This is a genomic window from Nocardia aurantiaca, from assembly GCF_009708175.1.
GTDB classification, from domain to species: Bacteria; Actinomycetota; Actinomycetes; order Mycobacteriales; family Mycobacteriaceae; genus Nocardia; species Nocardia aurantiaca.
On sequence record NZ_WMBB01000005.1, the window covers coordinates 333803 to 346974 of the forward strand.

The window sequence follows — 13172 nt, forward strand, 5'->3', positions numbered from 1 at the left end:
CGCGCGGATCGGCATCCGACCCGCGCGCACAGCGACAGGGGGCGTGATGCCGAGAGTTCGGGGGCTGGTTCGGGTGGCCGGTGTCCTCATCGGCCTGATGATCGGGCTGGTGACCACACCGGCGGCACACGGGGAATCCGCCTATGCCGCGTATCTTGACCTGCCGTCGGTCAATGGTGACGGTGCGGGCGGCGGCGGATTGAATCCCGCCTTGCCCCTCGAACCGGACACGCTGCGCGCCGCGCTCGACGAGGCGCGTGCCGCGGGTGTCGAGCCGCGGCATTATGCGACGCTGTTGCACCAGTACTGGCTCGTGACCGCCACCCGTAATGCCGATATCGATCTGGCCGGGTGGGATCCCGCGCGCGGCGTCGCGGCCAATACCCGCACCTTCACCCAGGTGTACGTGAATTACCTGCGGCTCAACAATGCTCATCCGGACTACTGGTGGACCGGGCTGGCCGGACTGGCGGGCGGTTCGTTCGCCTCGGGGTTTTTCGATATGGGCGATGCGTCGGCCATCGTCAGCGTGCCGGGCGTCCATCAACTCGGCGGTGGTGTGGCCGATCTGCTGCGCGACACCCCGCCGCAGCTGCTGGACCAGCTGCCGGGCGACATCCGAACCCTCGTCACCGAGGGCGAGCGGCTCACCGCCGAGGATCTGTCGTGGTATCAGACCCGGCTGATGATCATGCAGAAGCACATTTTCATCGATCAGGTGCCCATGCACGAGGCGTACGCGGCCGCGGGCCTGGCCGGGGTCGAGGAGATGTACCGGGCCGGCGTGCTCGATGAGAATGCCATCACGGCTTGGCGGGAGATCGACGCGGGCACCGCCGACGGGCTGGCCGATGCCGCGTTGCGCATGACCGACCGGGAACAGAACCAGATCATCGCCGACCAGTGGGACCTCACCTCGCAGGGGCGCGGGTCCATGGGCCGGGTCATGACCTATGTGAGCACCATCGCCGGCAAGGCCGCCGTCCCCGGCGTGCGTGCGCCGGGCGTCTTCGCACCCACCACGCTCACCTCGGGCACGATGTCGCTGCGCGCCCCGCTGCCGGACTTCAACTGGGCCGACCGCGACACGCGGTGGAACTACATCGTCCATGATCTGCTGCCGCGCTATCTGGAGCTGTGCGCGAATCCGGCCGCCGCGAGACCGGTTCTGGCCGTACCGTTCTCGGTCATGCTGGCCAAGGGCAGGCTGATGCAGCGGCTGCCGGACCTGCTCGCGGACATGACCGCGCAATGGCAGCTGACCACCTGATCGGGGCCTGGTGACACGGGCGGACGCCGCCGACCGCATCCGCCACGGTATCCTCGAGATTGCTCGAGGTTGCTGTGGAGCCCAGGCATCGACGAAGGATCCCGGATGCATTGCCCGTACTGTCGTCATCCCGATTCGAGGGTGGTCGACTCGCGTGAAGCCGAGGAAGGCACCGCCATCAGGAGGCGACGTGCCTGTCCGGAGTGTGGGCGCAGGTTCACCACCGTCGAGACCGCGATCCTGTCGGTGGTGAAGCGCAGCGGCGTCACCGAGCCGTTCAGCCGTGAGAAGGTCATCCGCGGCGTCAGCCGCGCCTGTCAGGGCCGCGAGGTCGACTCCGATGCCCTGAACCTCCTGGCCCAGCAGGTGGAGGATGCCGTGCGCGCCAAGGGTTCCCCCGAGGTGCCCAGCCATGAGGTCGGCCTCGCCATCCTCGGCCCGCTGCGCGACCTCGACGAGGTCGCCTACCTCCGCTTCGCCTCGGTCTACCGTTCCTTCAGCTCCGCCGAGGATTTCGAACGCGAGATCGCGGACCTGCGCAAGCACCGCGCCGAGCACGCGGTCGGCGCGGTCACGAAGTAATCCCGGCGACCGCTACCAATGGTCACCACCCAGATCGATTACGGTCCGGCCCTGAGTAATTAGGAGCCGGACCGCTTCATGTCCGTCCGTCGTATGCCCTGTCCGATGCTCGGATGTCCTCGGCCGCGTTCGGTCGAAATCGGCCGGGTGCCGCGGTGCGCGGCGCGGACAAATCCAGCCGGGCGTCATTCGCCGCCGATCGGACGATCCGCGCTCAGAGGTGACGCAACGCCGGGCAAGCAGGTGCACAGTGCATGCTCATGAGGTCCAGCGGCCGGTATCGGGCCGCGATCGGGTGCGCGCCGGTCAACGCCGCTGCTGAGGCGGGCGGCGGGCGGTGTCGATGGCCCTCTCGATGCGTTTGGCCGAGACAGGGTAGGGGGTGCCGAGTTGCTGGGCGAACAGGCTCACCCGGAGTTCTTCGATCATCCACCAGATTTCGACGATGTCGCGGCCGCCCCGGCGGGATTCGGGGAGGCTGCTGACGAGGCGGTCGTAGGCGGCGTGAACGCGATCGAGGTCGGCCATGCCCGCGCGGTCGCGATTGGCGGAGGCGGGTAGCGCTTCCAGGCGGAGGCGGGCGGCCTCCAGATAGCGTGGGAGTTCCCGCAAGCGGGCGCTGCCCCATTCGGAGATGAAGCCGGGGAAGATCAGGTCGTCGAGTTGGTGGGCGACATCGTCGGTCGCGTCGGGGTCGCGGGACTCGGCGAGGACGGCGCGCAGGCGATGCGCCTCGGCGAGGACCGGGACCACTGAGCGGACGATTGTCGCTACGGCCGTGGTGAATTGCGGGCGCACCTTTTCCACCAACGCCCGGAACTGCTCCGGACTCCGCACCGGTCCGCCATGGGCGGCGATGAGTTCGTCGGCGGCGCAGGCGCGGCAGTCCTCGACCAGGGCGTCGAGGGAGCCGTACGGATTCTGGCTCAGTGCAAGCCGATCGGTGGGTGGCAAGCCAGCGGTGACCGCACGGGTATTGGTGGTGATCGCGCCCAGCAGCAGGGCACGGGTGCCGGTGCGCATGGCGGTGGCCTGGGCGGCGGGTGAGCTGAGCACGCGCACCGCCACGCCCTCCGGCTCGGCGACCAGCGCCGGGTATCCGGTAATGGTCTGGCCGCCGACCTGGCGCTTCACCGCGGGCGGCAGGGTGCCCAGCGATTCCGAGGTCCACACCGTGGACGGGGCTCGCTCGGCGGCGGTATTGGCGCGGGCCACCGACTTCGAGACCTGATCGGCCAGCGTGGTTTTCAACTCGGCCAGGCTCTTGTTGCGGGCGACGATCCGGCCCGACGGATCCGTGGCCGCGAAGGTCATGCGCAGGTGGTCGGGCAGGCCCGCCGGATCCAGATTGGCGGCGGCGATGGTCACCGAACCGAGCTGGGACAACTCCCGGGCCAAGCCGGTGCGCAGTGGTTCGGCGCGCGGGGTGAGGCGGTCGAGTGCCGCCTTGGCGAAGTCCGGGGCCGGAACCACGGTGCGGCGCAACTGTTTCGGTAGCGTCTTGATGAACGCGGCCGCCAGCTCCTCGCGCATGCCGGGGACCAGCCAGTCGAAGCCGACCGAGCGCACATGCGCCAGCTGAGCGATCGGAATGTGCACGGTGACACCGTCATCGGCCTGACCTGGCTCGAACTGGTAGGTGAGCGGGAAGGTCAGCTCCCCCTGCCGCCAGCTGTCGGGGTAGGCGGTCGGATCGAGCAGCGCCGCATCCTCGTTCACCACCGTCGACGCGGTGAAGTCCAGCAGGTTGGGGTCCTTGCGCTGGGTCTTGCGCCACCAGCTGTCGAAGTGCCGCACCGACACGATGTCGGACGGAATTCGCTGATCGTAGAAGTCGAACAGCACCTGATCGTCGACCAGGATGTCGCGCCGCCGCGCCCGATGCTCCAGATCCGCGACGTCGTCGAGCAGTTCGCGATTCCGCGCGAAGAAATCGTGCTTGGTCTGCCACTCGCCCTGCACCAGCGCGTGCCGGATGAACAGCTCCCGCGACAGCTCCGGATCGATCCGCCCGAAGTCCACCCGTCGCTGCGTCACCAGCGGAACGCCATAGAGCGTGACCCGCTCGTAGGCCGCCGCCGCACCCCGCTTGGCCGACCAATGTGGTTCGGAGTAGGTGCGTTTCACCAGGTCGCCCGCCAGTCGCTCGGCCCACTCCGGCTCGATCCGCGCCGCCGTCCGGCCCCACAACCGTGAGGTCTCCACCAACTCCGCCGCCATCACCCATCGTGGCGGCTTCTTGGCCAGCGACGACCCCGGGAAGATCATGAACCTGGCATTGCGAGCGCCCAGGAATTCCCGAGTCTCGGCCTCCCGCAGCCCGATGTGCGACAGCATGCCCGCCAGCAGCGCCTGATGAATCGACGTCACATCCCAAGGCAGCGAATCTCTGTCCTGTCCCGCCTTCGCCGCGAGCGATTCGGCGAGCCCGGACGCACCGCCGGAACGGGCGCCACGCCCGGATCCCGTGCCACGCCGCGCCGATGACCCGCGACCCGCGTCGCCGCCGCGGCCCGGCTGCCCAGCGACATTGGTGCGGCCCGTGTCACCCGCGGTCGGACCGCGGCGGTTACGACCGCTGGCACCGCCGTCGGAAGTCGCCGCGGTGCGGTCGAATTGGGCGTCGGAGCCCCCGGTGTTCCAGCCGAGGCCGCGGGTGATGGTGCGGAGTTGGCCGTGCAGGTCCTGCCATTCGCGAATGCGGAGGTAATGAAGGAATTCGTCGCGGCACAGGCGGCGGAACTGGTTGGAGGACAGGGCGTTCCGCTGTTCGCGGAGGTAATCCCAGAGGCGCAGGTAGGCCAGGAAGTCGGAGCCCTCGACGGTGAAGCGCGCGTGTTTGGCGTCGGCGGCCTGCTGGTGTTCGACGGGGCGTTCGCGGACGTCCTGAATGGACAGCGCCGCGACGATGATGAGGACCTCGGCGAGGCAGCCGCCGCGATTGGCCTCGACCAGCATGCGCGCCATGCGGGGATCGACCGGAATCTGTGCCATTTCGCGGCCGATGGGGGTCAGGATCAGGCCGGCGTCGGGGAGGTCGCCGCGCACATCGGCTGCGGCACGGCCCAGCGCGCCGAGCTCCTCGAGCAGTGCGATGCCGTCGCGAATGGCGCGATTGTCGGGCGCCTCCACGAACGGGAAGCTCTCGATATCCCCGAGCCCGAGCGCCGTCATCTGGAGAATGACCGCGGCCAGATTGGTGCGCAGGATCTCCGGTTCGGTGAACTGCGGCCGGGATTCGAAGTCGTCCTCGGAGTACAGCCGGATGGCGATGCCGTCCGCCACCCGGCCACAGCGGCCCGACCGCTGCCGCGCCGACGCCTGCGAGATGGACTCGATGGGCAGTCGTTGCACCTTGGTGCGCATGGAGTAGCGCGAAATGCGTGCGGTACCAGGGTCGATCACGTACCGGATGCCCGGCACCGTCAACGAGGTCTCGGCCACGTTGGTGGCCAGCACCACGCGTCGCCCGGTGTGCGATTCGAAGACTCTGTGCTGCTCGGCCGCCGACAGCCGCGCGTACAGCGGAAGGATCTCGGTGCGCGGCAGGCGCATATCCCGCAGCGAGTCGGCGGTGTCGCGGATCTCGCGTTCACCGGACAGGAAGACCAGGATGTCGCCGTCGCCCTCGGCCTGCAGTTCCCGCACCGCGTCGCCGATGGCGTCGGTGGGGTCGCGGTCGACGATCTCGGTGTCCTCGTCGTCGGGATCCTCGGAGGTGACCGGCAGCTCCAGTGACAGTGGCCGATACCGGACCTCCACCGGATACGAGCGACCCGACACCTCGACAATCGGTGCGGGCGTGCCGTTCTCGTCGCTGAAGTGCCGCGCGAACAGCTCTGGATCGATGGTCGCCGAGGTGATGACGATCTTCAGATCCGGTCGCGCGGGCAGCAGTTGCTTGAGATAACCCAGCAGGAAGTCGATATTGAGGCTGCGCTCGTGCGCCTCGTCGATGATGATCGTGTCGTAGCGGCGCAGCAGCCGGTCGCGTTGGATCTCGGCGAGCAGGATGCCGTCGGTCATGAGTTTGACCAGCGTGCGGTCCGACGCCTGATCGGTGAAACGGACCGTATAACCCACCACATCGCCCAGTTCGGTGCCCAGCTCCTCGGCAATGCGCTCGGCGACCGTGCGCGCGGCAAGTCGGCGCGGCTGCGTGTGGCCGATGGTGCCGCGGATCCCGCGCCCGAGCTCGAGGCAGATCTTGGGTAGCTGGGTGGTCTTGCCGGAGCCGGTCTCGCCGGCCACGATCACGACCTGGTGTTCGGCAATGGCCTTGGCGATGTCGTCGCGGCGCGCGGAGACCGGTAGCTGCTCGGGATACCGGATGATCGGGACTGCCGCGCGGCGGGCATCCACCCGGCGCTGGGCGGCGTCGATATCGGCTTCGAGGTGGGTGAGATCGTCGCCGCGGGCCTTGTCGAGCCTGCGACGCAATCGGTGCTCGTCGCGGATCGAGAGATCGGCCAGGCGGGAACGAAGCTCGCGAGAAGTGGCGGCGGTCCTGGTCATTGCACCGTCAACGATAGCGAAGAGTCGGTCCGGGCCGGTCGGCGCGGTGCCTGCGGGCTGATCGAGGGCTTGCCGGAAGCGCGCCGCATCGGCGTATCGTCCGGATTCATCGGAGCGCGCGGGTCATGAACACACTGTGCGGATCCTCGGTGTACTCCGCGAACGGCCCGCAGCGTTCGAACCCGTACCGCTCGTACAACCGCACCGCGGGCAGATAGAACTCCGATGATCCGGTCTCCAGGCTCACCCGGTCGTACCCGCGCCCGGCGGCCTCGGCGAGGATGTGCCGCAACACCTGTGACGCCACCCCGCGCCCCCGGTAGGCGGCCGCGGTCCGCATGGACTTGATCTCCCCGTGCTTCGGGTCCAACTCCGCGAGGGCTCCGCATCCGGCCAGCGCGTCGCCCTCCCACGCCGACCAGAAGGTGATCGCAGGCTTCCGTAACGCCGCCACGTCGAGTGCGTGCATGCTCTCCTCCGGCGAGTTCTCGAGCATCTCCGCCACGTGGGTCGCGAGCAGCTCGATCACCTCGGCCCCGGTCAGATCGTCGACCATGATGCGCATGCCGCCAGGCTAGCCAGCGATCTCGATAGCATGACCGCACGGGGCTGCACCCCCTTCGCGGGCATACCGGTCCACGATTTCGCCGGCGCGCCGGCCTGGTACGAGCGACTGTTCGGATCCCCGCCGTCCCCGTTCCCGCACGAGACCGAGGCAGTGTGGGAGTTGGCCGGCGGCAGGCTGGTTTTCGTGGTGCGACGACCGGAGGACGCCCGTCACGCCACCCACGCTCTGACCTCGACGATCTCGACGAGCGGGTCGCGGCCACCGCCGCGCGGCACCTCGAACCCGCGATACGAGAGCACTGTCCCTACGCCGTTCGCATATCCATCTACCTCGATCCCGAGGGCGATAAAGCTCGAATTCGGTGGGCGGCCCGACACTTCCGGCGACTGACCGCCCGCGCCAACCCGCCGACCTACCGTGCCATCCGTCTCGTTGCGGTGCGCATTCATTCCACGAACCGGTAACACTCGGTGTGGCCGGACGGGTTTCGTGATCATTTCGGGATTCCCGCCCCGGTTGTTCGGGACGTCGTGGGGCGAACCGCGGCCGGCACTTCTCCGAGGGCGCCATCGCGGGGCGTCGGGATACGTGCACGGCGACTCGAAGCATGAAGACGGCCCGGCAGCCGAAAGGCTCCGGGCCGTTGCCATGCGGACATGGCCAGTGGTCATCGTTCGTGGGTTTCCTCCAGGATGGTCCGGCCGACGAGGGCGTAGCGGTCGGGAGACCTACGTCGCAGATACTCGGCGAACCCGAAGCCGCCGACAGCGATTGCCGCGACCAGCCACGGGGTGGCCTTCAGCACGAGGGAACTGGATTCGGTGCCCGCGGCCGTACCCATATTGAGCACCAGCAGCAGGACCACACCGGCCATGGCCAGGCCGCCGAGCAGCGGGGCCAGGAAGGTGCGGAACCAGTGCCGGGTTTCGGGATGGTGGGTGCGGAAGTAGGCCAGCACCGCGAAGGAACAGGTGGCCTGCACGACCAGAATTGCCATGGTGCCGAGGATGGCCAGCAGATTGTAGATGCCGGTGTAGGGGTCCTTTCCCGCGAGGCCGAACCCGGCCACGAGGGCGCTGGCGATGACCGTCTGCACCAGCCCCGCGATGTGCGGTGAGCCGTGCCTGGGGTGCGTGCGGCCCACGGTGTGCGCGAGCGAAGGGAAAACGCCTTCGCGGCCGAGTGCGTAGAGGTAGCGGGCCGCACAGTTGTGGAAGGCCATGCCGCAGGCCAGCGAACCGGTCATCATGAGCCACTGCATGGCGGTCACCGCCCAGTGGCCCACATAGGTCTGGGTCGGGTGGAAGAACAGGTCCATCGGATTGTCCGAGGCCGCCAGTGCCGCCGATTCGGCAATGCCATTGCCGGACATGGCCATCCACGACACGAGCACATAGAACACGCCCACGCCGAGGACGGCGATCATGGTCGCCTTGGGGATGATCCGCTTGGGGTCGCGCGACTCCTCGCCGTACATGGCCGTCGACTCGAATCCGACCCACGACCAGAACGCGAAGAACAGTCCCAGCCCCGCCGACGGCCCGGTGAAGGCATTGACCGGATTCAGCGGCGCGAACGAGAACCCGTGCGGCCCACCGCCGTGCAGTGCCACCGCGATACCCATGATCGCCAGCACCGCGCACTCGGTGCCCAGCAACACCACCAGGAATTTCTCCGCCACGGCCACCCCGAACCAGGTGCCCAGGGCATTGATCGCCAGCATACCGATCGCGAACACCCACCACGGCACGTGCGCCCCGAACTGCGCCGCAACGGTATTCGTGCCGAAGCTGGAGAAGATGCCGACGAGCGATCCCTCGAACACCATGTACGCGAAGGTCGCCAGCAGCCCCGCCGCCAGCCCGGCCGAGCGGCCCAACCCGAACGAGATGAACCCGTAGAACGCGCCCGTCGCGGTGATGTGCTTGGACATGGTGGTGAAGCCCACCGAGAACACCGCCAGCACCACCATGGCGATGAGAAACGCGGCGGGTGTGCCCGTCCCGGTGCCGGCCGAGATCATGAATGGCACATTGCCGGTCATGGCGGTGATCGGCGCGGCCGTGGCGATGGCCATGAACACCACACCGAGCAAACCCACGGCATTGGCTTTGAGGCGGTGCACGCCGTCGGGTCGACCGGCGTCGGGTGGCGCGGCGGTAGCGCGTTCGATCTGCTGCGTCATGGAACCGTCTTTCTGCTGCACCCGCCCCCGAATCGCCGGTGGCGGGGTCTTTTCCGATGGCGCGGAACGCTATAGGTGGTCTGTAACGGCGGCGTGCGTGCGGCGGTGACCGGTGGCGAGAAACGCGCGAGCATTTTGTCTCGAGCGCCGACAAGCCGTCGTTACCCGCGTTTACGTCGGTGCAATACGGGTTGGCGATGCTGTGGCAACCCCGAGTGAGCCCCTCCAGCGAAAGATGTGTGCGGATGAGATCGGCTGCGTCCAGCCCACCCCCGGTGGCCGAGCGGTCGCCCCTGCGCGGATTGTCCCGACGCGAACTGCCTTTCGTGCCGGTGTTCGCGCAGTCGGTGGCGGCCATCGCGCCATCCGGAACCGCCGTGGTCACTCCGGCGTTCGTCATCGGCGCGGCCGGCGGCGGGGCGAGCGTTGCCGCGTTCCTGGCGGCGGCGGTGCTGGCCTGGGGTGTGGCGCTGGTGATCCGCCCGATGGCACAGCGGCTGGCGGTGAGCGGCGGGCTGTACACCTACGTGGCCAAGGGACTCGGGCCCGCGGTCGCGGTGCCGGTCGGCTGGTCGGCGATCGTCGGGTACGCGAGCGTCAGCGTGGCGGGCTTGATGGCGGTGGGCACGTATCTGGACCAGATCGCGGTCACCGCGGGGTTGGCCGGATTCGGCGGCACCGCAACGATCATCGCTCTGTTACTGGGCGCGGCGGTGGTGGCGGCCGTGCTCATGGTGCGCGGCATCCGGCTGTCAGCCTCGGCGACGCTGCTGGTCGAATGCGTCTCGGTGGTGACGGTGCTGGCGCTGATGGGCTATCTGCTCACCCGAGACAGCCGTGGCCCCTTCGGCAGCGCGGGTGCGCACACCGCCTTCGAATGGCACGGCGGCACTGGCACTCTCGCCATGAGCGCGGTGGTGGCCGTCAGCGCCTTCGTCGGATTCGAGAGCGCCACCACGCTGTCCGCCGAGGCATACCGGCCGTTCCGCTCGGTACCGCGCACGCTGGCCTGGACGCCGCTGGCCGCGGCGGTCATCTACCTGATCGCGGTGTCCGCGCAGGCGGTCGCGCTGGCCTCCGCGCCGCTGGGCACCGCGTCGAGTTCGACCCCCGTCACCGACCTGCTGCTACAGGACAATTCGCGATTCCTCGGCGCCGTCCTGGATCTCGGGGTGGCGGCGTCGTTCTTCGCGTGCACCGTGGCCTCGATCAATGCCCTGGTCCGGGTGTTGTTCACCATGGGCCGCGAAGGGATCGCCCCGGCCGCGGCCGGTCGCGCGCACCCGCGCTTTCACACTCCCGCGCCCGCCATTGTGGCGGCCGTGGGCGCCGTGACCGTCGGCGCGGTCGGGTACCTGCTCTCGGGAGCCGAACCGCAGGACGGGATCCGGAGCTTCCTCACGCTGAGCGCACTCGGCTATCTGGGCTCGTACCTGCCCGCCTGCCTCGCAACCCCGGCACTGCTGCGCCGCATCGGCGAATCCAGCCGCGGCATGGCGATACTCGGCCCGGTGACGGCGACCCTGCTCGGGGTGCTCATGGTCGCCGCCGCGGTTACGGCCGGCAACGACTCTGTGACCGTAGTGATCGCCTACGCCGCCGTCCTGGTGACCGCCGCGGTGTTCACCGCCGCCCTGCGTGTGTTCACACCGGATCGGTTGCGCGGCATCGGCATCTACGACGAGCCACAGCGCGCCGACCTGCTGCCGACCGTGACGTTCCGGTAGGCATTGTGAAGGATTCCAGCCGGACCACCACGGTCACCAACTCCATCGCCATTCTCGAGGCAGTCGCCGACTGCGGGGTGGGTGTGACCGCCAAGGAGATCGCCGCACGGCTCGGTATCGCACCTGCCACCACCTATCGCTTGCTCAATTCCCTTGTCGCCGACGAGTATCTGGTCCGCACCGCCGATCTGCGCGGCTTCGCCCTGGGCGCGCGGCTGCGCGGTTTCGCCGCGGCGGTCACTGTGCCGGTGGTGCCGACCGCCGCCCGCATCGTGCTCGACGACTTCCGCGTCTCCACCCGATTCGCCGTGCACCTCATGAACTTCCGACCGGCGGCGGTCCAGGTGGTGAGCGAGGATCCCGACCATCCGATCTCGGGCAAGCGTGAGCTGTCGCGCCACCTGCACGCCTCCGCCGCGGGCAAACTGCTGCTCGCCTCCCGTACCGAATGGCGCACCCTGGTCGGTCAGCCGGTCCGGATCGCCGCCCGCACCAAGATCGATCACGTAGCCCTCGCGGGTGACCTCCAGAATGTCCGCGACGCCGGATACGCCAGGGCCGCCGACGAACTCGTACCGGGCATCGCTTGCCTGGCCCTACCCATCTACAACGGCGTCGGCAGTCTCGCGGGCGCCCTGTGCCTGACCGGTCCGAGCAACCGCCTGCCCGCCCTGGAGACCCACCGCGACCCGGCCCGCGGCTGCGCCGACCGGCTGGGCCCACTGCTCTATTGACCGGCCGTTGCCGAAAACTCATTGGCAGACGTTCAGTGCGCCTCGCCTCGCTGCGAGGTGTGCGAGCACCGGCGCAAGTTAGGAGTGCCGGTCGGATCCCTGGTCCGGTTGGTGCCGCGGAAGGCGCCGCCGGATTCGGGCGATGGCCCGCAACGGGGTTACCCGGCTGCTGACGAAGGAGGTGTCGCCACGTGAACGGACGCTGTGGACGATGCGGCCGGTGAGGTCGGGTCATCACGTTGACGGCAGCGCCCGAGCGGTGCCGAGCGTCGGCGGGCGGGGTCGCTGTCGAATCCGATCGGGCTTCAGAAGGTGAACTGGTCGCCGTAGGCCGTGGTCTGCACCACTCCCTGTGCGGTGCTCACCGTGGTGGTGACGAAGGGGACGGCCGCCACCGGCGACGCGCATTGGGCCACGTTCAACGCCGCGTTGTTGAATGTGATGTGGAACGGGAACGCGGTGTTGTTGTCCAGGGCCGCGGTGGCCGTGGTCGCGGTGGTGACCTGGCCGGGCCCCAACGCGGCCGTCAAGACCTCTGTGACGCCCAGCGTCCCGCCGACGCTGGGTCCGAGGCTGAGCTGGGGTGTGTTGCCGGAGTCGCTGGGTGGGTTGACGAAGTTGCTGGGTGGACTGAGGAGGTCGGTGGGTGGACTGAGGAGGTCGGTGGGTGGACTGAGGAGGTCGGTGGGTGGGCTGAGGAGGTCGCTGGGTTGGCTGATAGCGATGTTCAAATGACCGGCGGCGGCACTAGCCGTAAGCGTCTCACTCGGTGGGGTGACCGCGGTGCTGGTTGGGGCGACGGTGGTGATTGGGGTGGTGGTGGTTGGGGCGACGGTGGTGATGGCTGGAGTGACGGCGGTGCTGGCTGGAGTGACGGCGGTGCTGGCTGGAGTGACGGCGGTGCTGGCTGGAGTGATGGTCGTAGTTGGGGTGATCGTGGTTGTGGTAGTTGGGGTGACCGTGGTGGTGGTAGTTGGGGTAACGGTGGTGGTGGTAGTTGGGGTGACCGTGGTGGTGGTTGGGGTGACCGTGGTGGTGCTGGGTGGAGTGACCGAGGTGCTGGGTGGGCTGCTGGAGGTGCTCGGTGGGTTCAGCGTCGGGGAAATGCTGCCGTCCAACGCTTGGCTGGGCTCGATTCCGACGGTGACGCCGCCGGCCACACTGATCCCGCAGCCGAGGATGAACCCTGCGACGGCCTCACCGGACGTGATGGGGTCACCCTCCACATTGACCGAGTAATTGCCTGACATCTGCGCGGCATGCGAGAACGTCATGAGGAAGTTCGGAGTCCGGTTACCGGGCGGATTCACCCCGATATTGTCGACCGATGCCGTCACATGAATTCCCGGACCGGACACATCCGCGCTGGGCGGCTGGGCTTGGCCTGGTTCGGCGCCCCAGACCCACAGGCCCAAGGTGGCCAGGGGTGCCGCGGCCGTTCCCACCGCGGCGATAATGAGCGGACGCCGCATACCCGGTCCTTTCTCGAAGATGTGCCCTAACGGTTTTCCACAACTCGATATCGCGGCAACAGTCGCTATGACCAGCGGTCGAAGCATAACGGAGATATCGGGCTGGACAGCGTACGCGG

The 13172-nt window shown here is 68.4% G+C and carries 8 protein-coding genes and 1 pseudogene; 4 read left to right on the top strand and 5 right to left on the bottom strand.

What is annotated here, in order from left to right:
- Positions 1–46: 46 nt before the first annotated feature.
- Both GLP40_RS12655 and nrdR read left to right on the top strand, forming a co-directional pair.
- Positions 47–1270: a hypothetical protein gene (locus tag GLP40_RS12655; RefSeq protein WP_154788053.1), complete on the top strand. Its 1224-nt coding sequence runs from the start codon at positions 47–49 to the stop codon at positions 1268–1270.
- A gap of 105 nt (positions 1271–1375) precedes the next feature.
- Positions 1376–1852, top strand: coding sequence for a transcriptional regulator NrdR (gene nrdR, locus GLP40_RS12660; protein ID WP_154788054.1), 477 nt, complete (start codon positions 1376–1378; stop codon positions 1850–1852).
- A gap of 306 nt (positions 1853–2158) precedes the next feature.
- Here the strand turns inward: nrdR and hrpA are convergent, their stop codons facing one another.
- From hrpA to GLP40_RS12675, 3 genes are all read right to left on the bottom strand, one after another.
- On the bottom strand, positions 2159–6367 hold the full coding sequence (hrpA, locus tag GLP40_RS12665; protein WP_154788055.1) for an ATP-dependent RNA helicase HrpA: 4209 nt from the start codon (positions 6365–6367) through the stop codon (positions 2159–2161).
- A 106-nt stretch (positions 6368–6473) separates the two neighbouring features.
- Entirely contained in the window at positions 6474–6932 is a 459-nt protein-coding gene (locus GLP40_RS12670; RefSeq protein ID WP_154788056.1) for a GNAT family N-acetyltransferase, read from the bottom strand.
- Between the two features lie 670 nt (positions 6933–7602).
- Positions 7603–9120 carry an APC family permease gene (locus GLP40_RS12675; protein ID WP_154788057.1) on the bottom strand — a complete coding sequence of 506 codons (1518 nt, stop codon included), beginning with the start codon at positions 9118–9120 and terminating at the stop codon, positions 7603–7605.
- A 245-nt stretch (positions 9121–9365) separates the two neighbouring features.
- Between GLP40_RS12675 and GLP40_RS12680 the strand changes: the two genes are divergently transcribed.
- Both GLP40_RS12680 and GLP40_RS34800 read left to right on the top strand, forming a co-directional pair.
- Positions 9366–10847 (top strand): APC family permease, encoded by a 1482-nt coding sequence (locus tag GLP40_RS12680; protein ID WP_154788058.1) that lies wholly within the window; start codon positions 9366–9368, stop codon positions 10845–10847.
- Between the two features lie 5 nt (positions 10848–10852).
- On the top strand, positions 10853–11581 hold the full coding sequence (locus tag GLP40_RS34800; protein WP_328290058.1) for an IclR family transcriptional regulator: 729 nt from the start codon (positions 10853–10855) through the stop codon (positions 11579–11581).
- A 305-nt stretch (positions 11582–11886) separates the two neighbouring features.
- Here the strand turns inward: GLP40_RS34800 and GLP40_RS33790 are convergent, their stop codons facing one another.
- Positions 11887–12312 carry an MspA family porin gene (locus GLP40_RS33790; RefSeq protein WP_230329545.1) on the bottom strand — a complete coding sequence of 142 codons (426 nt, stop codon included), beginning with the start codon at positions 12310–12312 and terminating at the stop codon, positions 11887–11889.
- A 282-nt stretch (positions 12313–12594) separates the two neighbouring features.
- Positions 12595–13140 (bottom strand): annotated as a pseudogene (locus tag GLP40_RS35080) (MspA family porin); the annotation flags it as partial.
- Positions 13141–13172: the final 32 nt, after the last annotated feature.

What these genes read in the sequence shown, in the direction of transcription:
- GLP40_RS12655 (WP_154788053.1), top strand. Translation starts at nt 47, where the DNA reads ATGCCGAGAGTTCGGGGGCTGGTTCGGGTGGCCGGTGTCCTCATCGGC.
- nrdR (WP_154788054.1), top strand. Translation starts at nt 1,376, where the DNA reads ATGCATTGCCCGTACTGTCGTCATCCCGATTCGAGGGTGGTCGACTCG.
- hrpA (WP_154788055.1), bottom strand. Translation starts at nt 6,367, where the DNA reads ATGACCAGGACCGCCGCCACTTCTCGCGAGCTTCGTTCCCGCCTGGCC.
- GLP40_RS12670 (WP_154788056.1), bottom strand. Translation starts at nt 6,932, where the DNA reads ATGCGCATCATGGTCGACGATCTGACCGGGGCCGAGGTGATCGAGCTG.
- GLP40_RS12675 (WP_154788057.1), bottom strand. Translation starts at nt 9,120, where the DNA reads ATGACGCAGCAGATCGAACGCGCTACCGCCGCGCCACCCGACGCCGGT.
- GLP40_RS12680 (WP_154788058.1), top strand. Translation starts at nt 9,366, where the DNA reads ATGAGATCGGCTGCGTCCAGCCCACCCCCGGTGGCCGAGCGGTCGCCC.